Annotated in this window: 24 protein-coding genes; 1 reads left to right on the forward strand and 23 read right to left on the reverse strand. The window is 62.2% G+C overall.

Annotated elements, in window-relative coordinates; translation table 11 throughout:
- The 23 genes from ACEQXE_RS10250 to pseB all read right to left on the reverse strand — a co-directional run.
- A partial coding sequence (locus tag ACEQXE_RS10250) for an NAD-dependent epimerase/dehydratase family protein (RefSeq protein ID WP_370179054.1) occupies positions 1 to 304 on the reverse strand: 304 nt, incomplete at its 3' end.
- Between the two features lie 161 nt (positions 305 to 465).
- A complete protein-coding gene (locus ACEQXE_RS10255; protein ID WP_370179056.1) occupies positions 466 to 909 on the reverse strand; it encodes a DapH/DapD/GlmU-related protein in 444 nt (147 codons plus the stop codon).
- The gene (locus ACEQXE_RS10260; RefSeq protein WP_370179059.1) at positions 906 to 1,871 is read right to left on the reverse strand and encodes a hypothetical protein; all 966 of its coding nucleotides are present in this window, start codon (positions 1,869 to 1,871) and stop codon (positions 906 to 908) included. Before ACEQXE_RS10260 ends, ACEQXE_RS10255 begins: the two co-directional genes overlap by 4 nt.
- A 9-nt stretch (positions 1,872 to 1,880) precedes the next feature.
- Positions 1,881 to 3,155, reverse strand: a complete 1,275-nt coding sequence (locus ACEQXE_RS10265; RefSeq protein ID WP_370179061.1) for an O-antigen ligase family protein — start codon at positions 3,153 to 3,155, stop codon at positions 1,881 to 1,883.
- A gap of 186 nt (positions 3,156 to 3,341) precedes the next feature.
- Positions 3,342 to 4,595 carry a lipopolysaccharide biosynthesis protein gene (locus ACEQXE_RS10270; protein WP_370179063.1) on the reverse strand — a complete coding sequence of 418 codons (1,254 nt, stop codon included), beginning with the start codon at positions 4,593 to 4,595 and terminating at the stop codon, positions 3,342 to 3,344.
- A 27-nt stretch (positions 4,596 to 4,622) separates the two neighbouring features.
- Positions 4,623 to 5,489 carry a hypothetical protein gene (locus ACEQXE_RS10275; protein WP_370179066.1) on the reverse strand — a complete coding sequence of 289 codons (867 nt, stop codon included), beginning with the start codon at positions 5,487 to 5,489 and terminating at the stop codon, positions 4,623 to 4,625.
- Positions 5,490 to 5,506: 17 nt separating this feature from the next.
- A complete protein-coding gene (locus ACEQXE_RS10280; protein WP_370179069.1) occupies positions 5,507 to 6,055 on the reverse strand; it encodes a DapH/DapD/GlmU-related protein in 549 nt (182 codons plus the stop codon).
- A gap of 10 nt (positions 6,056 to 6,065) precedes the next feature.
- Positions 6,066 to 7,457: a hypothetical protein gene (locus ACEQXE_RS10285; RefSeq protein ID WP_370179071.1), complete on the reverse strand. Its 1,392-nt coding sequence runs from the start codon at positions 7,455 to 7,457 to the stop codon at positions 6,066 to 6,068.
- On the reverse strand, positions 7,454 to 8,575 hold the full coding sequence (locus tag ACEQXE_RS10290; RefSeq protein ID WP_370179074.1) for a Gfo/Idh/MocA family protein: 1,122 nt from the start codon (positions 8,573 to 8,575) through the stop codon (positions 7,454 to 7,456). Before ACEQXE_RS10290 ends, ACEQXE_RS10285 begins: the two co-directional genes overlap by 4 nt.
- The gene (locus ACEQXE_RS10295) at positions 8,572 to 9,564 is read right to left on the reverse strand and encodes a zinc-binding alcohol dehydrogenase (RefSeq protein ID WP_370179075.1); all 993 of its coding nucleotides are present in this window, start codon (positions 9,562 to 9,564) and stop codon (positions 8,572 to 8,574) included. The genes ACEQXE_RS10290 and ACEQXE_RS10295 overlap by 4 nt, the downstream gene beginning before the upstream one ends.
- Positions 9,565 to 9,704: 140 nt before the next feature.
- Positions 9,705 to 10,394: a GDSL-type esterase/lipase family protein gene (locus ACEQXE_RS10300; protein WP_370182610.1), complete on the reverse strand. Its 690-nt coding sequence runs from the start codon at positions 10,392 to 10,394 to the stop codon at positions 9,705 to 9,707.
- Between the two features lie 152 nt (positions 10,395 to 10,546).
- A complete protein-coding gene (locus tag ACEQXE_RS10305) occupies positions 10,547 to 12,529 on the reverse strand; it encodes an acyltransferase family protein (RefSeq protein WP_370179079.1) in 1,983 nt (660 codons plus the stop codon).
- Positions 12,507 to 13,361 carry a hypothetical protein gene (locus tag ACEQXE_RS10310; RefSeq protein ID WP_370179081.1) on the reverse strand — a complete coding sequence of 285 codons (855 nt, stop codon included), beginning with the start codon at positions 13,359 to 13,361 and terminating at the stop codon, positions 12,507 to 12,509. The genes ACEQXE_RS10305 and ACEQXE_RS10310 overlap by 23 nt, the downstream gene beginning before the upstream one ends.
- On the reverse strand, positions 13,358 to 13,888 hold the full coding sequence (locus tag ACEQXE_RS10315; protein ID WP_370179084.1) for a GNAT family N-acetyltransferase: 531 nt from the start codon (positions 13,886 to 13,888) through the stop codon (positions 13,358 to 13,360). Before ACEQXE_RS10315 ends, ACEQXE_RS10310 begins: the two co-directional genes overlap by 4 nt.
- 2 nt (positions 13,889 to 13,890) lie before the next feature.
- The gene (locus ACEQXE_RS10320; protein WP_370179085.1) at positions 13,891 to 15,168 is read right to left on the reverse strand and encodes a DegT/DnrJ/EryC1/StrS family aminotransferase; all 1,278 of its coding nucleotides are present in this window, start codon (positions 15,166 to 15,168) and stop codon (positions 13,891 to 13,893) included.
- Positions 15,165 to 16,163, reverse strand: a complete 999-nt coding sequence (locus tag ACEQXE_RS10325; RefSeq protein WP_370179087.1) for a Gfo/Idh/MocA family protein — start codon at positions 16,161 to 16,163, stop codon at positions 15,165 to 15,167. Before ACEQXE_RS10325 ends, ACEQXE_RS10320 begins: the two co-directional genes overlap by 4 nt.
- 7 nt (positions 16,164 to 16,170) lie before the next feature.
- Positions 16,171 to 17,229, reverse strand: coding sequence for a pseudaminic acid synthase (pseI, locus tag ACEQXE_RS10330; protein WP_370179088.1), 1,059 nt, complete (start codon positions 17,227 to 17,229; stop codon positions 16,171 to 16,173).
- Positions 17,230 to 17,259: 30 nt separating this feature from the next.
- Positions 17,260 to 17,943, reverse strand: a complete 684-nt coding sequence (locus tag ACEQXE_RS10335) for a PIG-L deacetylase family protein (protein WP_370179090.1) — start codon at positions 17,941 to 17,943, stop codon at positions 17,260 to 17,262.
- Positions 17,940 to 18,632, reverse strand: a complete 693-nt coding sequence (locus ACEQXE_RS10340; protein WP_370179092.1) for a formyltransferase family protein — start codon at positions 18,630 to 18,632, stop codon at positions 17,940 to 17,942. The genes ACEQXE_RS10335 and ACEQXE_RS10340 overlap by 4 nt, the downstream gene beginning before the upstream one ends.
- A gap of 40 nt (positions 18,633 to 18,672) precedes the next feature.
- Positions 18,673 to 20,163 carry a UDP-2,4-diacetamido-2,4,6-trideoxy-beta-L-altropyranose hydrolase gene (pseG, locus tag ACEQXE_RS10345; protein WP_370179093.1) on the reverse strand — a complete coding sequence of 497 codons (1,491 nt, stop codon included), beginning with the start codon at positions 20,161 to 20,163 and terminating at the stop codon, positions 18,673 to 18,675.
- Between the two features lie 4 nt (positions 20,164 to 20,167).
- Entirely contained in the window at positions 20,168 to 20,860 is a 693-nt protein-coding gene (pseF, locus tag ACEQXE_RS10350; protein WP_370179094.1) for a pseudaminic acid cytidylyltransferase, read from the reverse strand.
- Positions 20,857 to 22,014 carry a UDP-4-amino-4,6-dideoxy-N-acetyl-beta-L-altrosamine transaminase gene (pseC, locus tag ACEQXE_RS10355; RefSeq protein ID WP_370179095.1) on the reverse strand — a complete coding sequence of 386 codons (1,158 nt, stop codon included), beginning with the start codon at positions 22,012 to 22,014 and terminating at the stop codon, positions 20,857 to 20,859. Before pseC ends, pseF begins: the two co-directional genes overlap by 4 nt.
- Positions 22,015 to 22,029: 15 nt before the next feature.
- Positions 22,030 to 23,040, reverse strand: a complete 1,011-nt coding sequence (gene pseB, locus ACEQXE_RS10360) for a UDP-N-acetylglucosamine 4,6-dehydratase (inverting) (RefSeq protein ID WP_370179096.1) — start codon at positions 23,038 to 23,040, stop codon at positions 22,030 to 22,032.
- Between the two features lie 225 nt (positions 23,041 to 23,265).
- Here pseB and ACEQXE_RS10365 point away from each other — a divergent pair, with 225 nt between their 5' ends.
- Complete coding sequence (locus ACEQXE_RS10365; protein WP_370179097.1) at positions 23,266 to 24,555, forward strand: sugar transferase; 1,290 nt, start codon at positions 23,266 to 23,268, stop codon at positions 24,553 to 24,555.
- Position 24,556: the final 1 nt, after the last annotated feature.

A 24,556-nucleotide genomic window follows, 5' to 3' on the forward strand; every position in this document is an offset into this window, starting at 1 on the left:
CGTTGAGATTGATCGTCGCCGAATTGTGCATGATGTCGGCGTCGTTCTCGCCGGTGAAGATGTATCCCGCACCGCCCATGTCGGCCGCCAGCTGGTAAACCTCGTCGAACCGCTGGTCGACGACTTCGCGCACGAAGCGCTGGTCGCGCAGATCGCCGATTGCGAAATCGTCTGCCTCGGTTTCGGCATGCTCATGGAACTTCAGGTCAACGCCGCGGACCCAGAAGCCTTCATTCTTGAGGCGCTTGACCAAGTGTCCACCGATGAACCCACCGGCACCGCAAACCAGGGCAGTCTTCTGCATTTCAAGCATCCTTTGCTTTGCCCCCGAATTTCGATCCGATCCGTATCCGGCCGACATTCCCATGCCGCGCAGTGGCGAGTGGCTCCGGAAATTCGGGGAGGAAATTTGCGTGAGCCGCTTAGCAGCGTCGATCCGAGAATCAACTGCCGAGCTTGGCCGCGTTACAGCCTGAGATCTTCCATCTCGATCCCTTCGCGCACCACGCGCGCCGGATTTCCGGCCATGATCGTGTTGGATGGCACGTCCTTGGTGATAACTGCGCCCGATCCGATCACGCACTGGTCGCCGATTCGCACGCCGCCCATGATCACCGCGCCGATCCCGATGACGCACCATTCGCCAATATAGGTATGCACCTTCTCGCCATCGTAGCGGCCCAGGCTCTTCTTGGGCACGAGCTTGTGGCTGAGGATCGTCACCCGGCTGGTCAGGATCGTGTGCGCGCCGACATGGATTCCTTGCGGGAAATAGCGGTCTAGGTTCAGCCCGCGCTCTATCTCGCAACTCGGGTGGATATCGTATCCCGCCATCTTGTAGCGATACCAGCGTAGCCACTGCACCCGCTTCGCGATGCTCTGCCGCAGTCCCTTGGTTTCTTCGCTCACTGCGATTCCCCTGCTGGCGCCAGCAGCTGGCGCGCCCAGTTGTCGACCGAAAAGCGCTCTACCTCCAGCTCGGAGGTAATCGGCTTTGCCAGAAATTCCGGCACGGCCGAAAGATCGTGATCCTCGATGACCAGAAAACGATCGTCGCGGTAGAAATCCTCGGTCGCGATGCGCTTTTTCTCGGTCACCACCTTCACCCCGGCGGCCATGTTCTCGATAAGCCGCATCGTGTAGCCAGACTGCGCGTGGTTGGCGAAATCGAAGGTGCCGCGCGACCGTTCGATCAGATCGATGATCGCCTCGAAGGGCAGCGAATCGCCGGTTATTCCGGGCAGGCTCTTACCCTTACGCTTCAGCATCAATTGCACCGCCGGGCTGCACTTGAGGTGGAAGTGGGTGACGAGGCCGTGCACTTCGCAAAAGGCGTGGAGCTTCTCCAGCGCCTCGAACCGGGCGAGCGATCCGATCGCGCCCACGAAATAGAGATCGATGTCCTTCGGCCTGCTGCGATCGACCGCGTAGAAGGCGGGAATTGCGAATAGCGGCAGGTAGGTGACGCCGGCGGCCTGCGCATCGTCCGGGTCGAAGGTGAGGATGTGGTCGAAAAACGGCTTGTAAGGTCGGTAGTCGTGCGTGGTCAGCGAATCCCAGTTGTAGAGCACGAAGCGGGCCTGCGGCTGGAGTTCGCGCAACCGCTGCATATTCGCGTGGCTGACATGGTGGACCTGGATGAACAGCACAATGTCGTACTGTGTTGCCGCGCTCTCTTCGATGATCCGCGCATGATAGGCGTCGAGCCGCTTTTGGTAGGGGCCGGGGAGGAACTTCTTGGCGGTCTTGCTCCAGAAGTCGATGTGCTCGATCGGATGGAAATCGCTGGTGTAACCCAGCCGCTCGAACGCAGCTCGGATTTCCGTGGTGTAGGCATAGAAATCGATGCCGATGAACAGGATCTTGGGCATTGTTTCGCCTTAGCTGCGGACGGCCAGTGCACTCCGGGGGCGCGCGGTCGCCGCGCGGGCCTGGGGGGCTTTACGTGTCTTGAGCAGCAAGCCGCTGAACACGATCATCAGGATGAAAGGTGTGAAGATGAGCGGCTCCGACGTCATCGAAAGCAATACCAGCCCCGCCATCAGCAATCGTGGCCTGAACATCCTTTGGCGCAGCGCACTCCACAGGAATACGAGCCCCAACGGGATGCCGATCGAATAGAGAAGCGTTACGATTCCGTTGCTGTTCGAGCGTTCGGTCATGTTCTCGTCGGACAGGTCGAGGTCGCGATAGCCGACCTCCTGAGCGACGTCGAAATACCGTTCGTAATCGAACCCGATCCCGGTGAGGGGATTTTCCATCACCACGTTCAGGCCTGTGCGCAGATCGTATTCGCGCGCCTCGGCCGAGCCGCTGAATTCCCCGTAGAATTTCTCCGCGAGGTTATAGGTTGCGTAGGTCGCGATGGGCAGCAGCAGGATCGGACCTACGATCAGCACCGCGAGCTTCTGCATGCGCCCGGCCGTCTTGAGGAAGCGCCAATAGGCGACGCAATAAAGCATCACGAGAATGGCGGCACCCGTCGTCGACTGGGTCGCCATCACCGCGAGGGTGGCAAGGCCGACGTCGAAATACGAAAAACGCCGCAGAAAAAGGCATATGAAGAGAAATATGTTCAGATAGATTTGGAAGACGCCGGGCTCGAAGAAAAATCCATCGGGTCTTTTAAATAGCGTGGCCCCTACAATAAATTCATGGTAAGTGAAAATGTACAGAAAAGTAGTGTAAATAGTATTCTTGTACATAAATGTTGTGAAAAGCTGTGGCACAATCAATGCAAATAACGGGGTCAAGACCGCCTGAAATGCCATAAACTTAAGCATGATATAGAGATCTTCGGCAATCGCTCCGGGCCGCCTGTCGATATACATCGCGAGTAGGGCAAGGCCTGCGAGGAAATTCGAATACCGGATGAGCATGGGCGCAACCTGGAAGGATTGCCCGCCCAAAAGTGCGACGGCGACCGTGGCCAGCAGCAAAATCCAGATGGCGCCGAATTCTGCCTTGAACATGCGAAGCGGGTTCGTGAAGGCGAAGCAGATCGCAAGGACGAGCACCAGTAGCGGTTCGCGGGGAATTGTCTGAAGACCACCGGACATCAGGATGCCCGCAAACAGGGCAAGCTGGCGCATACGCAGCGCGGCCATATCGCGCATTGCCTGACTCTTGCCGGCCCGGATGGTCACGGCATCCATGTCAAAAGCCTTCGGGTGCGCTTGCGATCGCTTCGGGAAGGTCGCCAAGCGGCAAGGTGGCATGAAATGGCAGCAAGGGCGGGCGCTCGCCCAGACGCAGAGTCAGCATGTCTTGTTGCCCGTTCAAGCTCCCGGATCGGATGTTTCGCCTACACGCTCGGCAGTGGAGCAGCAAGCTACCCCTCTCTAGCGGATCGTCATTCGGAATTCCGGATAGCTGCGTGACAGTCGCCACCATCCGACTATAAGAATCGCGGCCATGGCCGCATAGATTGCGCTGCGCAGGATCATCATCCCGTCGAGCGTGAATGGTGCGTCGAACAGGATTGCGCCTCCCAGAATTCCCGCAGTGCTCGCCATGCCCACGCCATATGCCACGACATACCACCGATAATCGATCACCACGTTGAATGTGAGGGCGAATGGTGCCGAGAGGGTGAAGGCGATCAGCCCCGGCGCAAGCAGATAGACCCATCTCAGGTCGGGTACGTATTCGGGCAGGATCAGCTGCAAAAGCGGCTCTGCCAATAGCCACAATGCCAGGCAAGCCGCCGTGGCATATCCGGTGGTTACAATCAGAAGATGGCGCAATTCGCGCGAGACTGTGGCTTTTTCGCGCGCTTTGAAGGCGTTGACGATATTGGGCAGGAACACTTGCTGCACGAGATTGGGCGCGAGTTGGAACAGCGTCAGGAACAGGAAGGCGAGGTAAAGCCGACCAAGCGCCTCCAGCCCCAACTGGCCTGAAACATAGGAACGTTCCATCAGGTTCATCAGCTGGATTGCGATCCCGGTCAGGAACAGGGTGAAGCCTGCTGCAAAGATCACCCTGGACAGGCGTTTCGATGCCTTGAAACGCCGCGGCTTGAGCACTGCACCGCTTGCAAACGACAGGGCGACGAACAGCACGGGCTGAACCGCAATCGACAGCACAGCGACAAGTGCGGGGTCGAACGGGGCCAACCCCGGATACAGCAGCCCGACCAGCGCAAGCGATGCCAGCATCGAGATACCGTTGATCGCATTGACAGAACGCAGGCGCCCAGCCGCGACCATCTCGTTGGTCATCCATGACCGGATCAGCGTGCAGAACCCCGCCAGGGCAGTCAGCGCAGCGATCACGCGATAGAGGTCGCTGTCGATCCAGAAGGATACGATCAGGGCAGAAAGTCCGATCAGCGCGCCAATCGAAGCGAAGCCCGTATAGGCGAGATCGACGATGCGCTGTTTGTAGGCCGCGCCTGCATGGCACAGCAGGCGATAGCCACCATTGAGCAGCCCGAAATGCATCAGCCCGGAAAACAGGATCACCGACTGGACCAGCGCGACCAGCCCCAGATCCTCGTAGCCCAGTATTGTCATGAAGATGATGCCGCGCACCATCATCAGCACGTTGACGGCCAGCCCTACGGCCACGAATGCTGCGCGGGTCGCTAACATTGCTGTGCCAGCCGGCGAGTGTTGCGATCAGACCTGGAGGATCGAATCGATATACTCGCCGGGCAGGTCCGGGCGGACTTTGCGCGCCTGCTCCGCGGCGCGTTTGCGATGGCTGCCGAGCGGCTGCATCATCTCGGTATAGGGTACGTGGGTGTTGAAGGTGACGAACACTGCGGTGCGCGGAGTCTTGCACCGGCTGCCGAAGTGATAGCAGACTGCAGGATCGGTCAGGATCGCCTCGCCCGCCTTGCCGTAAAACCGCTCGTAGTGATCGTCGCCCGTTTCGGCCGCGATCTCATCGTCGGTCAGGCGGCGGATGACGGGAGAGCGATTGACCTTCTTGCTCTTTTCGCGGTCGATATAGGCAAACGGCCCGCCATCGTCATCCAGCACATCGTTGAGATAGAGGATGAAATGGAGCGACTGGCTGTCGCCGTAATCGCGATGCCACTTCTGGCTCTCGCGCAGCTTGCCCTCGGTCGGGAATGAGCGGATGACCTGGATGCTGGCAAACGAGAACTTGCCATCGAAATAGGCTTCCGCCGCATTGAGGATATCGTCCGAGAAGGCGAGACGAAAAACCGGATTGTCCGCGTGATAGTCTTCCGGAGGCATGACGTTGGTGAACGGATGCCCGCGCGTGGTGGGCACCACCTTTTCGGCGCGCGGCATGTACATATCCTGGATTTGCGCAACCAGGCCCTGATCGACAGGTAGCGCCGGGCAGCAGCCTACGGCATGCAATTGTGCTAGCCGGTCAGGATCGAAAGATGTTGCGCGGCGCGGCGGTGCGGCGCGCCCTACCAGCTGGTTCTTCACTTTGCCGAGCTTGCGCACCGGAACAAGGCGCCAGCGCAGGAAATTGGCGGTATCATGCAAAGCGGCACTAGCCATCACACTTCATTCCTTCATCAAGCCGGTGCCTGAGCCTTGGCACCCGAGCGCGACACCCAGATGTCGCTTGGGACATCGTCCCTTATTCGTTTGGCGGGAATCCCGACATAGGTCCCCGGTTCGGTGATCGAGCGATTGACCAGCGACATTGCGCCGATCACCACATTGTCACATATCTCTACCGGGCCGACGACCACCGAGTTCGCTCCAATAACCACATTGTCGCCCAAGCGGAATACGTCACCTGTCCGATGGCGTTCCAGATAGCGTTCGTTATCCGGCGCAGGCCCGACAAATTTTACGCCCGACATTACCGCCACACGGCCATCCGAGACGATCCCGTTGCCGCCCAGCAGCACGCCATTGGGATGCGAGGCCTGCAATTGGCGGACGTTGACCCGATAGGAGGTCACTTCGAAACCATATCGCAGCAGCAGCGAACGGTCGAGGATCATGGAGATCGCCCGGCCAACTAGCGGAACCTTGAAATGGAACCATTTCGACAGGCGCATGGTCCCGCGAATGTTGGATTCGACCATCCATAGTTTGACGAGAATACGTTTCACGTGCGCTGATTTAGGTCTTTGCCGCAATCTGCGCAATTCCCGCGCCTGCCACGATCGCATCGCGCACATCGGCAATATTGGCAGGATCGTACAGATGCGGATTGGGTAGCGGGCGACCCTTGTGGCTGAATTCGGCGAGCCCGGCGACGAAGCGTCGCGCGTCTTCGGGATCGACCCGCTCCATGTCTGCGACCGGCGTGCGCATGGCTTGGCGCAAATCCTGCCATGAGCCGATCCGGGTCACGCCCGGTACGCTGTCCCAGTAGATTTCGCCCATGACGCATACGCTCTTGCCAAGACACGCAGCTTCCCAGCCGACGCTGCTGGTGAGTGTCACTACCCGGTCGCAGCGGGTCAGGATCTCGCGTGCATGGACCTCCGCAGGCAGGAACACGAGGCTGGAATAGCGCGCCCGGATGTCTTGGAACTTGGGGCGTAGCAGCGCACCCTTGTCGACCGGATGCTCCTTCACGACGAGCGTCTGGTGTGGGCCGAGACACTTGAGGATGTTCTCGATCGTGGCGACTTGGTTGGCCATAAACTCGCTCATGTAATTGAGCGTGGCCTCCGGCTCCTGATGGAGCGGATAGAGGACGATCTCGCGGGTTTCCGGGATTGCGTCCAGCTCGTCGTAGCTACGTGTGAAGCTGGCCGAGAAGACCTGCAGGCGCTTGCCGTATTCCTCCGAGTAGCTTTCGTATCGGAAGGCGCCGGACTTGTCCGAATTGCGCGAACGCCGGTCGCGCAGCCGCCACTGCACCGACTTTGCTAGGCCGATCGCCACGGGCCTGAGGCTGCGCCGCCCCGCCAGGTTGCGAACGTAATAGGGTTTGTAGTCGCTTTGCCGCACCTGCTCCAGATAGGCATCGGCGAGTTCCAGCGCGTGCGGCGAGGGTTCCGGCAGGTCGAGCGACTGGCCCGACAGCGTGAGCGGATCCGGTTGCCAGTAGAACATGCCTTCGATGAGGCAGTACATCGGAGCCAGATACTCGATACCGCGCTGCCGCGTTTCGATCAGCAGGACTTCCGAAATTTCGATCGCAACGATCTCGTTGAGCACTGCGATGGGCGTATATTCGTCGAGCAGGCCGCGCCAGAAAGCGATTTCCTTGCCGAGGATTTCCAGCCGCGTTTCCTGGTCGTACCGGCCCAGGAACCGCTCCGACATCAGCGATGTCAGCAGGTAGTGCGGCGGGACCTCTGCGGGTTCGATCGTGTCGAAATCTTCCTCGAAACAAGCTGCGACCTCGCACCCCTTGGAACGAACTTGCTCGGCCTCTTCGCGAGTCAGCGTGACGAAGACCGCTTCGTAACGGTCGTCACGCAGTTCCGGATAGAAGCCGGTCTGGTATCCGCGCGCGAAGAAAAGGATGCGCGGCTTGGCCTTCGCCTGTTCGCTCATGCGTAGAAATTCCCGCTGCGTCCTTCGATGGACATGGAGGGGTCGATTTCTTCCAGCTTCACCGGTCGCCCCCCTTCGAGATGCGATTGCACGATCGCGAACAGGATCTTCTGTCCCGTCACGATATCGCGCTTGAGCAGCCGGTTGGCCGTCTGCGCCTCGGCATCGCCCTGCAAGGCTGCGACTAGCTGCCTGATCGGCACTAGCACACCCTGCGGCCCCGCTTCGCCGTCCCGTTCGATACGCTCAGGTTCGTGATAAGGGTTCGGACCTGCGGGACCGGTGGACGCAGGTGCGCCCGGATCGGGCATTTCGCGCCCCGAAACCCACAGGCTGTGGCCATTGGCGACCACCGCGATCTGCGCAGTTTCGGTCGCGAGCCGGAAATCGGTACCGGGCAGGCGGGTGATGTGGCCCGCAAACCCGCCATCGAAGAAGATGCTCGCATGCTCGACCAGCGGGTCGTTGACGATGGTCGAACCGTCGCGCTCCACCGCGCCCAGCCGCGCCTGGACCGCTTCCACACGCGCGCCCGCCGCCGCCATCAGGAACAGATCGACCGTATGCGGGTGCGACCAGTAGAGCGCGCGCTCCCCGAACTCGCCGTGCGCCTCTTTCAGGGCGCCGAAGCGCCCCGATTGCGCCATGTCGACAGCTTCGCGATAGGTCGCGAGATGGCGCCGCAATGCGCCAAGAGTCACGAACACATCGTCGCGCGCGAACAGTTCTTCGAGCTTCTCCAGCTCTGCGACCGAATTGCACACCGGCTTTTCGACATGCAGCGCCCGCGTGCCAGCCGCGATGGCATCGAGCATGATCTCGGCCCGCCCGATGGTGCGGGTCGCGACGCCGAGCAGGTCCGGCGCACCTGCGGCGAGCAGCGCCCGATGATCGGTGTAGAGCCGTTCGACACCATAGTGCTCGCCAGCACGCGCGAGGCTTTCCTCGTTGGGATCGCACAGCGCGATCAGGTCGACGCCGCCCGCTGTGTCGATCGCCTCGGCATGGGCAAGCGGGAAGAAGCTTTGCGGCCCATGCACACGCATGCTTTCGCTGCTGAATGCGCCCATGCGCCCGCAGCCGATCACGCCGGCGGTCAGGTCTTGCGGTGCGCTCATCGGTTCCATTCCAGCAGGTAGGTCACCGCGTCATCCTTACGTGCGTCGAGATCCCGGTATGCCTGCTCGATATCCTCGCCCGGATAGGTGCCCGAGATGATCGGTGCGGGGTCGAGACGTCCATCCTCGATCGCGCCGGCAAGAAAGGCGATATTGTCTCGCTGGTTGAACCGCGCGAAGCCCCGGCTGTCATTCTCGAGCGGGGACCAGCCGACCGCCTCGATCCGCAACTGCTTCATGTAGAAATGCTCGCTCGCCAGCGGGTTGAATTCGCCGGGAGCCTGCCCGCGACCGGGAAAGCCGAGGCAGGCAATCGTCGCATTCTGCGCAGCGGCCCGCAGGGCGAGATCGAAATCGCCCCAGCCATTGGTGGTCGCAATGACAATATCCGCTTCGCTTGCAGCTTCGTACTCGTCGCGAGCGAACACTGAACGCGCTCCATATTGGCGCGCAATATCCGCAGGCACCGCATGCCCGGATATCGCACTCACTTGCGCCCCGGCGAGGTTGGCCATCGCGACCGATGTCAGGCCCAATGCACCAAGGCCGATCACTAGCACCCTATGTCCAGCGCGCACATTGCTGCGCAGCACTGCATTATAGCCGAGGTGGAAGAGGTAGGCTGCGACAACGCGGTCGGCCCGCGCCTCGGGGGGCAAGACATAGACCGCGCCCGCCTGATCCGTCACGAAATGGCTGCGGTGCGATTGCAGGCTGAGTACGCGATCCCCAGGCTGGATACCGTCAACGCCCGGCCCGCATTCCAGCACGCGTGCGACATTGCAGTATCCCTGCAGGCGCGGATAGACCACGCCGGGCCTGAGCGGGGGGAGGCCACGCCATGCGGCCAGTTCCGTGCCCGGAGAGATCGCGGTAACGATCGTCTCGCACAGGATTTCGCCTTCCCCCGGGGACGCGAGCGGCTCTTCGCGCAGCGCAAGCTGACCTGGCTGTTCGAGCCAGACCGTTCGGGCGGACATGGAGGTCATCGCGCGCATCGCCCGCTGCTGCCACTGCGGGCTGCACCGGCTCGGCTCATGGGTCTATCAGCGCGAAAACACATGGCCACGCGCCCTGTCATCGCGGGGGCGAAATCGCAAGCGCTTCTCGTGCTGCGCGCAGGATTGGCTCAGTCGTCGTCTGCAGGGCCTTCGATAACATAAGGGGCCATCGCATCGCGCCAGGTCTTATTGCCCTTGGCCGCAAGGTGGATACCGTCCCACGTCATTTCAGGTTTCAAGCCATCCTCGTCCGCCATCACCTGGTTGAGATCGATAAAGGGAATGTCTTTCGCCTGCGCCATTTCGGCCAGCCGCTGGTTGAGCTCTCGTGCATTTCGACGCTTGCGCGGCGTACAAGCCGGATTTTCGCCGCAGATGAGAACGGATTGGACAACCGGCTCGACTTCGGCCGCCTGCAGATTGTCGACTAGGGCTTCGAACCTTGCGAAAATCTCATCGACCGGATTGTCGACCAGGATGTCATTATGCCCGATGAAGATGAACGCACGTTGCGGCCTGAGTTCAAGAATACCTGGAAGGCGATCCAACGCACCCTGTATCGTGTCGCCACCAACTCCGCGATTGGCGATGGACGCTTGCGGAAACATCTCTTCCAGGCGTGCATTGGCGGTCAGCGAATCGCCGATAATCACATTTCGGGCGCGAGTATTCCATTGAGGGTCGCTAGCGCCCACCTCCACCGCCTTGGGGTTGTCGATATACTCTGTCGGGTCGCGTGATCCGTCATCGCCATCGATGGCATTCTTCAGGGCCCGAACCTGCTCGTAGGGAAAGATCTCGTACGTCGCGGCGGCCATCCCCCCCGAAAAGGCAACCAGCGCCAGGGCGCCAATCCCAAGCCAGAGCCACAGGCTTTCAGTCTTAACAATCATGTCCGATCGCCGAACATGGGCGCGGTGTCGAAGCGGTTATTCATGGCGGCTTTCCTTCTTGTGGGACCCGCAGCCCTTCAGGGCAGGGGAATTCCCTCGCGGCGCATCCATCCGGCCAGGTGCCTGACCACAAGTTCGCTGCCAAGCTGCGAGAGATGGCCATTATTGTCGCGCAGCAAGGGGTATCCTTCTTCGGTGCGATAGTCGCACACGCCCTGGTCGCAAAACACTCCGGCAAGGTCGAAGTAATGGATATTCTCCTCGCGATCGGCGATTTCTTCCAGCAAGCGGAGGGTCTTCCCGGTCTGAGCGAGGTAATCCTCCTCGTCCATACGGCAATCGCGGGTAGCCGGACGAAGGGGGCGGGCGTAACAATCGGCCATATCGTATCTCAATTCGGCTTTTGGACCGATCAGGATGACCCTATGACCTAACGCCGAGAGATCGCTCATCTGCTTCGTAAGTGCGCGGCGGTATGCGTCGATATCGGGATAGTCCACTGACTGGCCCGGACGATCGGGTTTCAGCACGAACATGCGGCCATCAGTGCCGAAAACGGGCCACTGGTTCGATACGATAACCAGCGAACCCTTGGGCAGCCCGCGCAGGATCTTCCACTGCGCATCGCATTGATCGTAGGCTGCTGGCATCGACCTGCTCACCTCACAGGTTTCGATATTTACGATCGTTGCATTGCTGAATCCGGGGTGTGCGATCAGGCCCGGGTAGAGATGATTCACGTAGCTATTGCCGAACAGGAATACATCGGGTTCGCCGGATCGGTTTTGCATGCAGAATGCGCTGTATTCGGTCCCGTGCTCGGCGCGGCATAGATCGTTGGCCGTCCAGCGCCAGGCCACGCCTTCCAACTGCTCCTGCGCCACAATCGCGAGGCGGTCCGTACCCGCAGGTCGCAGAAACAGCATCGCGCCCGCCACGGCTGCGAGCGCCAGCGATCCGATCGCAAGGCCGCCAACGATCCTTTTGGTGCGCGCAGCCCGGCGCAGCGGGCGCTCTATCCAGAGGTACGTGATCGCGGCGAGCACCAACGCGCAGATCACCATTGCAAGACGAACCAACGCAGGCCCGCGCTCCTCTTCCGCCACGATCGAGAGGTAGCTGAGCAGCGGCCAGTGCCACAGGTAAAGCGGGTAGCTGATGAGGCCGATCCAAACGGCAGGCCTGATTGCAAGCAGGCGGTTTCCCAGCGAACGGGGACCGGTTGCGATGAGGATGCAGGTTGCCACTACGGGTGCCAACGTGATGAGGCCAGGGTGGAACATGGCTTCGTTTGCCAGCAGCATCGTTACGGTAAGCGCCCCGAGTGCGACGAGCGAGAGAATGCCGGACAATCGGTGGGAGGCCATCGCCGGGCCGCCGGTTCGCCCGGCATGCCACCATCCGAGCATAGCGCCTGCGGCCAGCTCCCACGCCCGCGTGAGGGGCGAATAGAAGTGCCACGCCTCGGGCAGTGCGCCGAAAAACGTGATGGCCAGGGACGCGGCGAGGATGCCTGTTATCAGCAACGCGAGATTGCGGCGCGACCCGGCCAGGGCAATCAGGGCCAGCGGCCAGACGATATAGAATTGCTCTTCGACTGCCAGCGACCAGAAATGGAGCAGGGGCTTCTGGTACGCATCGACGTCGAAATATCCGCTTTCACTGGCGAGCAGGATGTTCTCGACGAAAAACAAGCTGGCCCAGACGTGCTTCACCAGCCGGGCGAATTCATGGGAAAAGAGCAGGAAAGTGCCAACCAAGGCGGTTGTCGCCACCACCAGCAGCAATGCAGGAAAAAGGCGGCGGATACGGCGCGCGTAGAAATCCGTCAGGCTCATCTTCCCGGCGTGCTCGTGCTCTCGCATCAGCAGGCCGGTAATCAAATAGCCCGAGATGACGAAGAACACGTCCACGCCGAAAAATCCGCCGGGAAAATAGCCCGGGAAGGCGTGAAAACCTACCACGGAAAGGACCGCCATAGCCCGCAGCCCGTCGATATCGGGGCGGTAGGCGAGACTGGCGCCGCCTAACGCTTGGCTAGATGCGCCGGATGTCGTCATGCGGCAGTACACAGTCGGGCGCCCACGGCGGCAGGCATGAAATGGCCGTACGGCCAGCTTCGAGGGCAATCACGAGCGCGAAGGAATTGAGCCCGGCAACCCAGCGTGCGCCAGCCAGTGCAGCGCCCATGTCGAGGGAGGGATCGATCGATGTGCCCGAATGCCCATCGATCCACGTATCGTACTTGCCCGGTTCGTCGGACGGGTGGGGCCGTACGCGCATCGGGACTTCGGCGCCGATGCCGAGCGAGGCACGCTGCGCCATGAAGTGATCGAGCGCCTGGAACTCGCCCGGCGATCCGCGACCCCAGTCGTTGCGTGCGGGTTCTGCCACGAACAAGATGTCCCCCTCAGGAGGCACTGGCCCTGCTGCCTGCGCCTGATCGCGCAAATAGAGGTTGGTCAACTGTTCGACCCGCGTATCGGGGAAGGTGTCGCGCGCAATCGCCGCGGCGTAATCGTCACCCACAAGGATCGTGTCGGGTAGCTGGCGTATTCCGTCCCGCTTGAACCGGGGCGCGTAATTCACCCAGTGGTCGATTACCGCCACCGAGCGAATATCGCGCTGAGCCGCCATTACACGCGCATCGTGCTCCAAGTCGCTCGCCCAGCCGGTGCCGCTGAGGAGCGTAGCAGCTCCGTCGATCGCCTCCTCTGCGCCCGACAGCGGCGGATGGTCGGGGAACTGTGCGCGCCACAGCTTCTCCGCCGGGCCGGCGACGGCGACCTGCAAGTCCCTGCGCCCGCTCGCCGCAAGCCATGCGAAAAGGATGTTCGCCGCCCCCGCGTCATGCGCGACCACCGCGACCGGTCCCGGTAGCTCTCCGATCATGCGAAGCGCCCGTAAAGGACCATATCCTGCGGCGCGCCCTCGACGATTTCCTGCGCCACGCGCACGCCTTCGCGTGCCATGCCGGAGCGCTCCATCAGCTTCACCATGCCGCCATTGCAGGAGAGCGTACCTGCAGTGACCTTGCGGATTGCGCCGCCGTCGGGCGAGAGCAGCCAGTCGAGCAGCAGGTTCCATGCCTCCTGCCCGTAACCGCCCGACCAGTAGTCGCGATTGCCGATCATGATGCCGACATCGCAGGTGCCGTGGTGCGGGTTGGCGTAAGCGGTCATCGTCCCGATTGCCTTGTCGCTCCCCCTGTCATGGATCGAGACGAAGCGATTGGGCGTGCCTTCGAAGCTCGCGAGATACTCCCGGCAGGTGTCGAGCGTGTGGGTACGGAAGCGCTGGTTGGAAAAGCGGGTGACTTCCGGGTCCCCGAGCCAGCCGACATAGGCATTGGTGATATCCTGCGGACCGAACGGCCGCAACACCACCTTGTCGCCGGAAAGCTCGGGAAAGGGCGCCATGTTCAGTCCTTCAAGGCGTGGAGATTGTTCCATACCTTCCGGAACGCTGTCACAATGTCTGCCACATCCTCGCTCGGGAGTTCGTTGAGGCAGATCGACAGGCCGAGGAAGCTCGTATCGTGCAATTCCTCCGCCACCGGGCAGACACCGGTGCCATAGGCGAAATTGCGATCCTCGCGCAGGCTCCAGGGGAAGCTACCGGTGCCATAGGCGATCTGCTCGGTAAACAGCGGCAGGCGATGGATGTTGAGATAGCCGTTCATCAGCGCGGGCACGCCTTCGGCCTTCAGCGCCTCGATCAGTTGCGGGCGCGATACGCCCAGCGCCTCGGTATCGAGGATCATGCCGTAGACGTAATAGACGTTGGTCGCGCCTTCGAGCAGCTTGGGCGTTTGCAGGCCCTCCAGCCCGGCAAGGCCTTCGTTCAGCTCGTCCGCCACGCGCTGGCGGCCGGCAATCTGGTTGGCCAGCTTGTCGAGCTGCGAGGACGCAATCGCCGCCTCGATTTCGCCCATGCGGAAATTATAGCCGATGATATTGGCCAGATCCTCGCGCTTCTCGTGGTCGATCACGTTCTCGCCATGGTTGCGGATCAGCGCGAGGCGGCGCGCATATTCGTCGTCGTCGGTGACGAGGATGCCGCCTTCCCCGCAATGGATGTGCTTGTGATAATTGAGGCTGAAGCCGCCGATATCGTAGCCGGTCCCTGTGGGTGAGCCATCGTTCTTCGCGCCCGGCGCCTGCGCGGTATCGCCCAGCAGCTTGAGGCCGAACTCGTCCGCAATCTTGCGCAGCGCGGGCACGTCGGCGGACTGACCGAAAATATCGACCGCCAGGATCGCCTTCGTGCGATCGGTGACAGCTGCGCGCACGCTTTCGGGATCGAGGTTGAAGGTGTCGCGATCAATATCGGCAAACACGGGGATCGCGTTCCAGTGCAGGATCGCCATTGCGGTGGCGGACATGGTCCAGGGCGAGGTGATGATCTCGTCCCCAGGCTCCACGCCGATCGCGCCGACTTCGGCGATCAGCCCGCTGGTCCAGCTGTTGACTCCGAGCGCGTGCTTGACGCCGAAATATCCCGCCGCCTTCTTTTCGAAGGCGCGCACTTCCGTGCCGCCCATGAACATCTCGCCGCGCGAGCCGATATAGGCTGACAAGACGCCAGATTTGACGACGCGCGCCGCAGCGGCCTCTTCCTCCGGCCCGATCGTGCGGAACGGCGCGAGTTCGCGATCGATGACGGGGGTGCCGCCATACAGGGCCAGTTTTTCGGTCATGAGGGAGTGCCTTTGTCCAATCTATCGAATGCCTTGCGGCGGATGTCTTCGCACAGGCGCTGTGCGGCGAGCGCCGTCGCGCCAGTGCTCGCGAGCGGCGCATTCTGCTGGAGCGTCTTGTGGATATTGCCATAGGCGTTCGTCATCGCGCCATCCAGCGCCCCAGCCGAGGACGTGGCCGGACCCAGTTCGAGATAGCCCGCATAGACCGCGCTGTCCTCCACGACCCTGTGCTCGATCCGCCGGCCCCCATCGCGGAGGGCGACCTGCGCTTTCTCGAAGCTCAGCTCCAGTTCGAACTGCGTGACGTGACGCGCATCGCCCGCGACCAGGTGCACGGGCGCCTGGTTCTTCGCGGTCAGGATCGCGCTGACCGTGGGATCGTCGTCCCAGTGATCGAAGCGCGCGGGGCCGACCGAATGCAGTTCGAGATCGCCGATCAGGAAGCGCAGGAGGTCGACCATGTGCCCGCCATTATGGACGATGCCCTTGGTGTAGATCGCCGAGGCCGAAATCAGCGCGCCATATTTGCCGGCGGCGATCCGCCCCGCTTCCATGACGATCTTCGGTGCCCAGCGACGCAGGTAGTTCACGGCGAGAGGGATGCCGCCGGCTTCGTATCGGTTTGCCAGCTCCTCGGCCTGCGCAATTTCGGACCCGAGGGGCTTTTCGCAGAAAACGGCGCGGGGCTTCATCGTCGCCGCCCATTCCAGCTGTGCGGCATGATGCCCGGTGGGCGAGGCGATGACGATCAGGTCGAAATCGCCCGGTTTCGCGCCCAATGCGTCCAGTGAGGGGAGGGACTGCTGCACATCCCAGCGGCTGGCGAAGGCATTACGCGTCGCATCGTTCGGATCGACGCAGGCCATCAGTTCGAACCGGTCGTCGCGGGCAATCGCCCCGGCATGGCTCAGCGGCCAGTCTTGGGGCGAACGATCGGCGTCATAACCGCCCGCAATGGCGCCGCAGCCGATGATGAGGACGCGATACGCCATGATGCGATCAGGCGATCAAGTCCCAGCTCACCGGCGTGCCCTTGGTGAGCTTGCGGTTGACCCGCTTGCCCAGCAGCACGTCGTAATGCTTGGGCTCCAGCCCGAAGCCGGGGCGGACCGAGCGCAGGTTCTTTTCATCGAACGGCTCGCCCTCTTCCATGTCCTCGGCGACATAGAGCGAACGGCGGAACTGGCGCGAATTGTCCTCGGCCCTGGTGCCGCCATAAGTGACCTGGCCCAGCGACTGCCAAGCGCGCTCGGTCTCTTCGCGCAGAGCGCGCATTTCGTGGGGCTCCATGCTGAAGGCGCTGTCGACCCCGCCATCGGCGCGAGCGAGGGTGAAATGCTTCTCGATCAGCACCGCGCCCAACGCGGTTGCCGCCACGGACACTCCGGTGCCCATCGTGTGGTCCGACAGGCCGATCAGGCAGTCGAAGGTCTCGCGCATGTTCGGGATGGTGATGATGTTCGTGTTCTCGGGCGTCGCCGGATAGGTGCTGGTGCATTTGAGCACAACGAGCTGGTCGTTGCCCGCCTCGCGGCAGGTGCGCAGCGCCTCGCCGATCTCCACCACGCTGGCCATGCCGGTGGACAGGATCATCGGCTTGCCGGTTTCTGCGACCTTGCGGATTAGCGGCAGGTCGATCACTTCGAAGCTGGCGATCTTGTAGGCAGGCACGTCCAGCTCTTCGAGGAAATCGACCGCCGTCGCATCGAACGGAGTCGAGAAGCAGTGCATGCCCAGCTTCTTGCAATGCTCGATGATCGGCGCGTGCCAGTCCCACGGGGTATGCGCCTCGACATAAAGCTCGTGCAGCTGGCGCCCGTGCCAGAGCGATTTCTCGTCCTCGATCACGAAGCCGGGGCCATCGCAATCGAGTGTCATCGTGTCGGCGGTGTAGGTCTGCAGCTTTACCGCGTCCGCGCCACTTTCGGCCGCGGCGGTGACGATCTCCAGCGCGCGGTCGAGCGAGTGATTGTGGTTCCCGCTCATCTCGGCGATCAGGTAGGGGCGGGCGTCGGGGCCGATCGTGCGACCGTCGATGGCGATCGATTGCTGGCTCATGCGTGTACTTCCTGGATTTCAGGCCCGGATTCAGGCGATGATGCGTCCGGTGGCGAACGCTTCTGCGGCTTCCACCCCTATAGTCGCTCCGCGCCACCTTCCAAGGTGTTCGAGCGCTTCGACCGAGCGGCTGTGCGGCCACTCGCGCATTTCGGGCGCATAGGCGCGCAGCGCATCGAGCTTGGCTTCGAGATGATCGGTGATGTCGACGAAATAGTTGGGCGCAAAGGCGGGCAGCGAAGCGGGCGGGCGCCATTCCGTGCTCGACATGATCTCGAAGAACAGGACTTCGCGGATGCGATTGCCCGGCTGTGGGCGGGTGGCGGCGATCACGGCATCGTGGACCACGCGGTGGTCGATATTCACGTCCGAATTGGCATGGGTGATGATGCGGGTGGGAGCATGCTCGGCAATATGCCGCTCGACCACCTTCACCACGTCGAGCAGGTCGACCGAATCCATCCGGTTGTCGGGAAAATCCTCCAGCACGACGCTTTTTGCGCCGACGATCCGCCCGGCTTCCTGCGCGCAGCGGGCGAGTTCAGAGAGTTCTTCGCTCTTGCCTGCGCGGTCGCGCGTGTCCTCGCGGCTGGTCGCGCCTTCGGCCATGATGACGTGATGCACCGCCTCGCCTGCAGCAGACAGCTTTGCGACATAGCCGCCCGCGCCCAGGATCTCGTCGTCGGGATGGGCGGCGATCACCAAAGTCGTCATGCCTGGTCGTCCTTCTCGAAAATGCGCGCGCGGGCGATCACGGCGCCGGTCTCGTCGCGCCCGGCTTCGGTGAATTCTATCCGATAGCGCCCGGTCTCGGCAAAGGCGCTGGGATAACCCTCGGCATCGAGCATGCGGATGTAATCATAGACCGTGTCGAGCGTTTCGGCGCCATCAATTGCGCCCTGCTCAGGCGTGCGGCGCTTGAAGGGCGTGGGTTCGCCCTCCTGCGGCACGGGCTGCAAATCATTCTCGACCATCTCGCGGATCATCGGCAGCATCAGTGCGCGCGCACGGGCGAAGATTTCCTCCGCAGTCCCTTCCAGCGAAAGAGCATGCTTCAGGTAGACCGGGCCGGTATCGAGCCCCGCCTCGCATTGCAGTGCAGTCAGCTTGGTTTCGGTGTGCCCGCGCACGATTAGGTTCTGCAGCGGGCTGCCGCCGCGGCCATAGGGCACGTCGGTCATATGGAAGATCACCGCGCGGAAATGTTCATGGATTTCGGGCGGGATGATCCACGACCAGTGCGGGAAGAACACCCACTCCGCGCCGAACTCCTCCAGCGCCTCGCGGGTCAGTTCGTCGCGCTCGCGTAGGTGGAGGACTTCGTAATCGTCACGTGCGTCCAGCTCGGAGACCAGCAAATCGTAACGCGCATGGTGCGTGGCGATGGCTATCCGGCGGGTCATGGCGCCGCCCTAGCGAGGGAGGAGGCATTGGCCAACCGGGTCACGCCGCGTCCTTGCGCCAGCTTTCCGGGCCGGTGCGGGTATAGCCGCCACGTTCGAACAGCAGCTGCGAGGGGCGGTTCTTTTCCAGCACCGTCGCGGTGAAGGCGCCCGCGCCGCTCCCTGCTTCGCCCGCCGCAAGCAGTTTCGGCCCGAGGCCGAGGCCGTGAAAGGCGGGATCGAGATGGAGCGAGACTTCCGCCACCCCGTCCTCGATATCGAACCGGATCGAGCCAACTGGCTGCCCGCCGACTTCGCCGACGAACAGACGCCGATCGTCATCGGCCAGCACCCGCTCCAGCCAGGCGACGTGGCCGGCATATTCCATTTCGCCAGAATTGGTCATCATCGCACGGTTTTCAGGTGCGTTGCGCCAGTCGAACAGCGCCTGCGCGTCGCCCTGCGTGGCGGGGCGGACCTGCAGCGTATCCGCCAGCATTGCGACCGCGATCCGCGCCGCGCCATGGCCGTCAACGGTCGCGCGTGCCTTTTCGGCCAATTCGCGGCGGCGCTCGGGGGCGTCGATCAGGTCGCGCACTGTATTTGCAATCGCTTCGACCGTTGGCTCGTCAGCAGCCGCTGCGATTCCGCGCGCTGCGAGCTGCGGCACGACGACGTTCTGGTTGTCCGCAGCGACCACCAGCACGCTGGGCACACCCATGCAGCACCGCTCCCACGTCGCTCCGCCACCTGCGCCGATCTGCAGGTCATGCCGGGCGAAGAAGCCCGCGAGATCGGGCAGGTCGGTGGCGATGGTCGTGTCTTCGCGCTCAGCCACCCGCTTGCGCAAGCGGGGCAAATGCGGGTTCGCCGAAGTGGTGACGATCTCGACCGCGCCTTCGAACCCCGCGGCGATCACCGCGTCGAGCACCTTCTCGTTGAAATTGGGCGCGTCGCCTCCGCCCATGAAAATGCCGATACTGCGTACCTGCGGCGAGAAAACGTATTTCGGGCTCTCGGCATAGGCCGGGGCCAGCAGGCCGAAGCGCGGCCCGCCCAGCAGGCGCGGCTTGCGCTGCAGTACCGGGGCGTATTTTGCGCGGTGATCCTCGTGGACATTGTGATCGACCAGCAGGTCGGCGGAGAGCTGCCGGTCCGCCAAGTCGTCGATCACCGCGATGCGGCAATCGAGCCCACCGCGCACCGCATCGTGCCAGCGCGCATCGAAACTGTAGGAATCGAGCACCACCCAAGCGGGCTCGGCATCGCGCAAGGCTGCGATGGTGTGCTCCGCATCGTCCGATTGACCGACCCTAGCCCAATGGGCGTGGGGAATATCGCTGGCTTCGCCCCTGCCCTCCGCCATCGGCAGGACGCGCACCTCGCCGAAGCCCTCCTCGCGTATGATCGCGCCGCTATCGAGCCCCAGATCGCGTGTGACGAACACCACCTGGGCCCCGTGGGCGCGCAGTGCATGGGCGAGCGACAGCGAGCGGCGCACATGGCCGGTGCCCATTTCCACCGAGCCATCGACGCGGATTGCCACGCGCATGGGCTTACGCCTCAGTCGTGAAGGCGGAATACAGCCGCTCCGCGCGGTCCCAATCGTCCGGCGTGTCGATATCGACTACGCGCCATTCGGGCAGCACGATCGCGCGACCATTGGCGTGGACGTTCAGGCCCGCGGTCCAGGTATCGCCCTTGCCCCAGTAGAACTGCCCGGCATCGTAAAAAGCCGGCTCGAGGTCTTGCGTGCGGGTAAGCGTATGCTCCGGGTTGAACGGCGCGACAGCGCCTGTTTCATCGCGCTTCAAGGCGCGCTGGATCACCGAAGGAAATTCGGCGACCGGGAAGGTATAGCCCTCGCCGCCATGCTCTTCGAGCAATTCCAGCGCTGCAGCGAGATCTTTGGTGCGGATGAAGGGCACGCCGGGATATATGCAGCAGGCGTGGGTCACGTCCCAGCCCTGCTCACGGCAGGCTTCAACTGCGTGCGCGATCACGGGGACCGTGGGCGTGATATCGTCGGCCAGCTCTGCGGGGCGGCGGAAGGGCAGTTCGGCGCCCAGCTCGCGCGCGATGGCAGAGATTTCCTCGTCATCGGTGGAGACGACGACACGGTCGATCGCTTCGCACGCCAGCGCCGCTTCGATGGCGTAGCCGATCATCGGCTTGCCCGCGAACGGCTTGATGTTCTTGCGCGGGATTCGCTTGGAGCCGCCGCGTGCCGGGATCACCGCGATCTTCATGCCACGTGCTCGCGGATGATCTGCGCCACGCGGTCCTGTTCTTCGTCGCTCATCGCGGGGAAGAGCGGGATGGTGATTGCGCGGTCGTAATAGGCTTCGGAGGCAGGGAAATCGCCACGCTTGAAGCCCAGGCGCTCGTAATATGGCTGGGTGTGGATGGGGATATAATGCACGTTCACACCGATCCCTGCCTCGCGCATCGCGGCAAAGAGCGTCGCGCGATCACACTCCGCCTCGTCGGTCAGTTCTACGACATAGAGATGCCAGGCGGAGCTGCGGTCGTTATAGCGCTGCGGGAGTTTCAGCGGCAGGTCTGCAAGGATAGCGTCGTAGCGATCGGCACGCACAGCCCGTTCGGCCTGCATCGTGTCAATCCGTTCGAGCTGCGAAGCGCCCAGCGCGGCTTGCACATCGGTGATGCGGTAGTTGTAGCCCAGATCGACCTGCTCGTAATACCAGCCGCCCTCCGGTTCGCGTTCCAGCAGGGTCTCATCGCGGGTGACGCCGTGGGAGCGTAGCAGCGCGATCCGCTTGGCGAGGTCTGCATCCTGCGTTGTTACCATGCCGCCTTCGGCCGAGGTGACGATCTTCACCGCGTGAAAGCTGAATACGCTCGCGTCGGCATATTGTCCGCCGACAGGCTTACCCTGATAGTCGGCGCCGGTGGCGTGGCTGGCGTCCTGCAGGATCTTGAAGCCGTATTCGTCGGCCAGCTTGCGGATTTCGGCGAGGTCGCAGGGCATGCCCGAGAAATCGACCGGGATCACGACATCGGGCAGCGTGCCGCCCGTTTTTGCCGCTGCTAGCTTTTCCGCCAGCCGTTCGACCGACATGTTGCGGCTGGCCGGATCGATATCGACGAAATCGACCTCTGCCCCGCAATAGAGCGCGCAATTGGCGGAAGCGACAAAGCTGTTCGGGCTGGTCCACACGCGGCTGCCCGGTCCGACGCCCATGGCGAGGCAGGCAATGTGCAGTGCGGCAGTGGCATTGGATAGCGAGACGGCGTGCGCGACCTGGTGGCGCTCGGCAAATGCCTTTTCGAAACGCTCGATCGCGGGGCCTTGTGTCAGGAAATCGGACTTCAGCGCATCGACGACCGCGTCGATGTCTGCCTGTTCGATCTGCTGGCGGCTATAGGGGATGAAGGCCATCGCCGCGTCCCCCGCTCAGTCGATCGCCTGGCCGATGACGTGCTTTTCGATCAGCTCGCGGATCTGCTCTACGGTCAAGAAGTCCTCGTTATCGCCGCTGTTATAGGCGAAGCCGGGCTCGACCGGCTTGCCGCCGTTCGCTTCACAATATTGCTCGATCGTCTGCGCCATCCCGACCGGAAGGATCGCATAGTAATCGCCCATGTCGACCGTGTTGAAGCTGTCCGACGCGGTGATCATTTCCTCGTGGATCTTCTCCCCCGGGCGGATGCCGATGACTTCCTGCTTCGCATCGGGAGCGACTGCAGTGGCCACGTCGCCGATCCGGTAGGACGGGATCTTGGGCACCAGAACTTCGCCGCCCTGCGCATTCTCGATCGACCACAGGACCATCTCGACGCCTTCCTGCAGCGAGATGTTGAAGCGCGTCATGCGCGGATCGGTGATCGGCAGCACGCCATCGTCCTTCTTCGCCATGAAGAAGGGGATGACCGAGCCGCGCGAGCCCATGACATTGCCGTAGCGTACGACCGAGAAGCGCAAGTCGCGATTGCCGGTGACATTGTTGGCGGCAACGAACAGCTTGTCGCTGCACAGCTTTGTTGCGCCATACAGGTTGATCGGGGCTGCGGCCTTGTCGGTCGACAGGGCGACAACGCGCTCCACCTTGTTGTCGAGGCAGGCCTCGATCAGGTTCTGCGCGCCGAGCACGTTCGTCTTGATGCATTCGAACGGATTATATTCGGCCGCCGGAACCTGCTTCAGTGCCGCGGCGTGGACGACAATGTCGATCCCTTCGAGCGCGCGCTTGAGTCGCTCACCATCGCGAACGTCGCCGATGAAATAGCGGATTGCGGGGTACTCGGCGCGGGGGAAGAGCTGCTGCATCTCGAACTGTTTGAGCTCGTCGCGCGAATAGATGACCAATCGTTTCACGTCCGGATAGCGTTCCAGCACTGTGCGTACGAATGCCTTGCCGAACGAGCCGGTGCCACCGGTCACGAGGACGGATTTGTTGTTGAGCATGAGGAAGGAGAACTCGCCTGTCGCGTTGCTTCGGTAAGGGCGTCGCGCCGAGGACCGCTGGATCGCCCCCGACAATCGCCGACCCCTTACAACCGTGGAGCGCTTGGTGGCAACGGTCTTGTTGGACGAAGTCGCCCGCTGGTGCGATCTCCTTGCCGTTACGGCATTTGTTGGTCTATGGGCCAGCGCGGCTAGCTTCAATTCGGATAAAGACGCAGAACCCTGGTGGAGAACGATCCGCAGCCCATCCATGTGCGCCGACCGTTCAGTCCGATCCGGACAGCCATCCACTATGGCCTTGCATGGACACTGGTCGTCTTCGTTCCGCTGGTTGCCTATGATCAACTGGATACTGTCGAGGCATTTACCGATTCGGTCATGACCGCGACAGCCATTGCGGCAACCATTGCGCTGCATCTGGGGCTCTATCTCGTCGGGCGCGTGCTCAACCTGCCTGGCACCCGCGGCACCGTGCATGGCGTGCCGATCATGCTGACCACGTTTGTCATAGCTGCACTCGTGCTGTTTGCTTTTCGCATCGAGTACAGCCGCATATTCCTGCTCTACGCGACGATTGCTGCCACCCTGTTCGCGATCCGCATGCACTGGACCAATCCCAACCGGATCGGGCAGACCTTCCATGTCGTGCCTTTCGGCAAGGCGCGCAGGATGTTGGAAATCCCGAACCTGCCCCACCAGACGATGAGCGCGCCAGCGATTCCTGACGGAGAGCGTATCAGCATCGTCGCGGATTTCCGCGCCGACTTGCCCGACGAGTGGGAGCGATTGCTGGCCACTGCCTCGCTTTCGGGCGTGCCCGTCTACCATTACAAGCAACTGATCGAATCGCTGACCGGGCAAGTGAAGATCGAGCACTTGTCCGAAAACTCGTTCGGATCGCTGATCCCCAACCAGTCCTACACCCCGATCAAGCGGATGATCGACGTGATCGGCAGTATCATCGCTATCATCCTCGCCTCACCGATCATGCTGGCGCTGATGCTGCTCATCTGGCTCGAGGACCGGCAATCGCCATTCTATGTCCAGACCCGTACCGGGCACGGTGGCAGGCCCTTCAGGATGTACAAATTCCGATCGATGACCAGCCGGCCGCAGGTGCAGGGCGAGGCGGCGCGCGAGGATGCGATTACGCAGGATGGCGACAAGCGTATCACACGTATCGGGAGGATCATCCGCAAGATCAGGCTCGACGAACTGCCGCAGCTGTTCAACGTGCTGAAGGGCGAGATGAGCCTGATCGGCCCGCGCCCGGAAGCCAACCAGCTGGCCGAATGGTACGAGGAGCACCTCGCCTTCTATTCCTACCGCAACATCGTGAAGCCGGGCCTGACCGGCTGGGCACAGGTCAACCAGGGCCATGTCGCGACGCTGGAGGATATCGACATCAAGCTCCAGTACGACTTTTACTACATCAAGTACTTTTCGTTCTGGCTCGACGTGCTGATCGTGATGCGCACGATCCACACGATCGTGACGGGCTTCGGCTCGAAGTAGC

Source organism: Alteriqipengyuania sp. (genome assembly GCF_964222115.1).
GTDB lineage: Bacteria > Pseudomonadota > Alphaproteobacteria > Sphingomonadales > Sphingomonadaceae > Alteriqipengyuania.

What these genes read in the sequence shown, in the direction of transcription:
- ACEQXE_RS10260 (WP_370179059.1), bottom strand. Translation starts at nt 1,871, where the DNA reads ATGCCCAAGATCCTGTTCATCGGCATCGATTTCTATGCCTACACCACG.
- ACEQXE_RS10265 (WP_370179061.1), bottom strand. Translation starts at nt 3,155, where the DNA reads ATGGATGCCGTGACCATCCGGGCCGGCAAGAGTCAGGCAATGCGCGAT.
- ACEQXE_RS10270 (WP_370179063.1), bottom strand. Translation starts at nt 4,595, where the DNA reads ATGTTAGCGACCCGCGCAGCATTCGTGGCCGTAGGGCTGGCCGTCAAC.
- ACEQXE_RS10275 (WP_370179066.1), bottom strand. Translation starts at nt 5,489, where the DNA reads ATGGCTAGTGCCGCTTTGCATGATACCGCCAATTTCCTGCGCTGGCGC.
- ACEQXE_RS10285 (WP_370179071.1), bottom strand. Translation starts at nt 7,457, where the DNA reads ATGAGCGAACAGGCGAAGGCCAAGCCGCGCATCCTTTTCTTCGCGCGC.
- ACEQXE_RS10290 (WP_370179074.1), bottom strand. Translation starts at nt 8,575, where the DNA reads ATGAGCGCACCGCAAGACCTGACCGCCGGCGTGATCGGCTGCGGGCGC.
- ACEQXE_RS10295 (WP_370179075.1), bottom strand. Translation starts at nt 9,564, where the DNA reads ATGACCTCCATGTCCGCCCGAACGGTCTGGCTCGAACAGCCAGGTCAG.
- ACEQXE_RS10300 (WP_370182610.1), bottom strand. Translation starts at nt 10,394, where the DNA reads ATGGCCGCCGCGACGTACGAGATCTTTCCCTACGAGCAGGTTCGGGCC.
- ACEQXE_RS10305 (WP_370179079.1), bottom strand. Translation starts at nt 12,529, where the DNA reads ATGACGACATCCGGCGCATCTAGCCAAGCGTTAGGCGGCGCCAGTCTC.
- ACEQXE_RS10310 (WP_370179081.1), bottom strand. Translation starts at nt 13,361, where the DNA reads ATGATCGGAGAGCTACCGGGACCGGTCGCGGTGGTCGCGCATGACGCG.
- ACEQXE_RS10315 (WP_370179084.1), bottom strand. Translation starts at nt 13,888, where the DNA reads ATGGCGCCCTTTCCCGAGCTTTCCGGCGACAAGGTGGTGTTGCGGCCG.
- ACEQXE_RS10320 (WP_370179085.1), bottom strand. Translation starts at nt 15,168, where the DNA reads ATGACCGAAAAACTGGCCCTGTATGGCGGCACCCCCGTCATCGATCGC.
- ACEQXE_RS10325 (WP_370179087.1), bottom strand. Translation starts at nt 16,163, where the DNA reads ATGGCGTATCGCGTCCTCATCATCGGCTGCGGCGCCATTGCGGGCGGT.
- pseI (WP_370179088.1), bottom strand. Translation starts at nt 17,229, where the DNA reads ATGAGCCAGCAATCGATCGCCATCGACGGTCGCACGATCGGCCCCGAC.
- ACEQXE_RS10335 (WP_370179090.1), bottom strand. Translation starts at nt 17,943, where the DNA reads ATGACGACTTTGGTGATCGCCGCCCATCCCGACGACGAGATCCTGGGC.
- ACEQXE_RS10340 (WP_370179092.1), bottom strand. Translation starts at nt 18,632, where the DNA reads ATGACCCGCCGGATAGCCATCGCCACGCACCATGCGCGTTACGATTTG.
- pseG (WP_370179093.1), bottom strand. Translation starts at nt 20,163, where the DNA reads ATGCGCGTGGCAATCCGCGTCGATGGCTCGGTGGAAATGGGCACCGGC.
- pseF (WP_370179094.1), bottom strand. Translation starts at nt 20,860, where the DNA reads ATGAAGATCGCGGTGATCCCGGCACGCGGCGGCTCCAAGCGAATCCCG.
- pseC (WP_370179095.1), bottom strand. Translation starts at nt 22,014, where the DNA reads ATGGCCTTCATCCCCTATAGCCGCCAGCAGATCGAACAGGCAGACATC.
- pseB (WP_370179096.1), bottom strand. Translation starts at nt 23,040, where the DNA reads ATGCTCAACAACAAATCCGTCCTCGTGACCGGTGGCACCGGCTCGTTC.